The sequence below is a fragment of the Shigella sp. FC1567 genome (assembly GCF_001743015.1).
Taxonomy (GTDB): domain Bacteria; phylum Pseudomonadota; class Gammaproteobacteria; order Enterobacterales; family Enterobacteriaceae; genus Escherichia; species Escherichia coli.
This window is the reverse complement of the sequence record NZ_MIIV01000352.1, coordinates 1-694: the sequence shown is the minus strand read 5'-3', so window position 1 is coordinate 694 and position 694 is coordinate 1. Positions and strand designations below refer to the sequence as shown.

At 55.0% G+C, this 694-nt stretch carries 2 pseudogenes; one reads left to right on the top strand and one right to left on the bottom strand.

Annotation, left to right across the window (positions count from 1 at the left end):
* Positions 1 to 369, top strand: a pseudogene (locus BHE85_RS17645) (IS3 family transposase); the annotation flags it as partial.
* A gap of 14 nt (positions 370 to 383) precedes the next feature.
* Here BHE85_RS17645 and BHE85_RS17640 read toward each other — a convergent pair.
* Positions 384 to 694: pseudogene (locus BHE85_RS17640) on the bottom strand (IS1-like element IS1X2 family transposase); the annotation flags it as partial.

Below are 694 nucleotides of genomic sequence, written 5' to 3'. Positions count from 1 at the left end.
GTGTGGTGCGGTGATGTGACCTGTATCTGGACGGGTAAGCGCTGGGCGTACCTCGCCGTTGTTCTCGACCTGTTCGCAAGAAAACCAGTGGGCTGGGCCATGTCGTTCTCGCCGGACAGCAGGCTCACCATGAAAGCGCTGGAAATGGCATGGGAAACCCGTGGTAAGCCCGGCGGGGTGATGTTCCACAGCGATCAGGGCAGTCATTATACGAGCAGGCAGTTCCGGCAGTTATTGTGGCGATACCAGATCAGACAGAGTATGAGCCGGCGCGGAAACTGCTGGGATAACAGCCCAATGGAACGCTTCTTCAGGAGTCTGAAGAACGAATGGATGCCGGTGGTGGGTTACGTAAGCTTCAGCGAGGCGGTAATGACTCCAACTTACTGATAGTGTTTTATGTTCAGATAATGCCCGATGACCTTGTCATGCAGCTCCACCGATTTTGAGAACGACAGTGACTTCCGTCCCAGCCTTGCCAGATGTTGTCTCAGATTCAGATTATGTCGCTCAATGCGCTGAGTGTAACGCTTGCTGATAACGTGCAGCTTTCCCTTCAGGCGTGATTCATACAGCGGCCAGCCATCCGTCATCCATACCACGACCTCAAAGGCCGACAGCAGGCTCAGAAGACGCTCCAGTGTGGCCAGAGTGCGTTCACCGAAGACGTGCGCCACAACCGTCCTCCGTATCC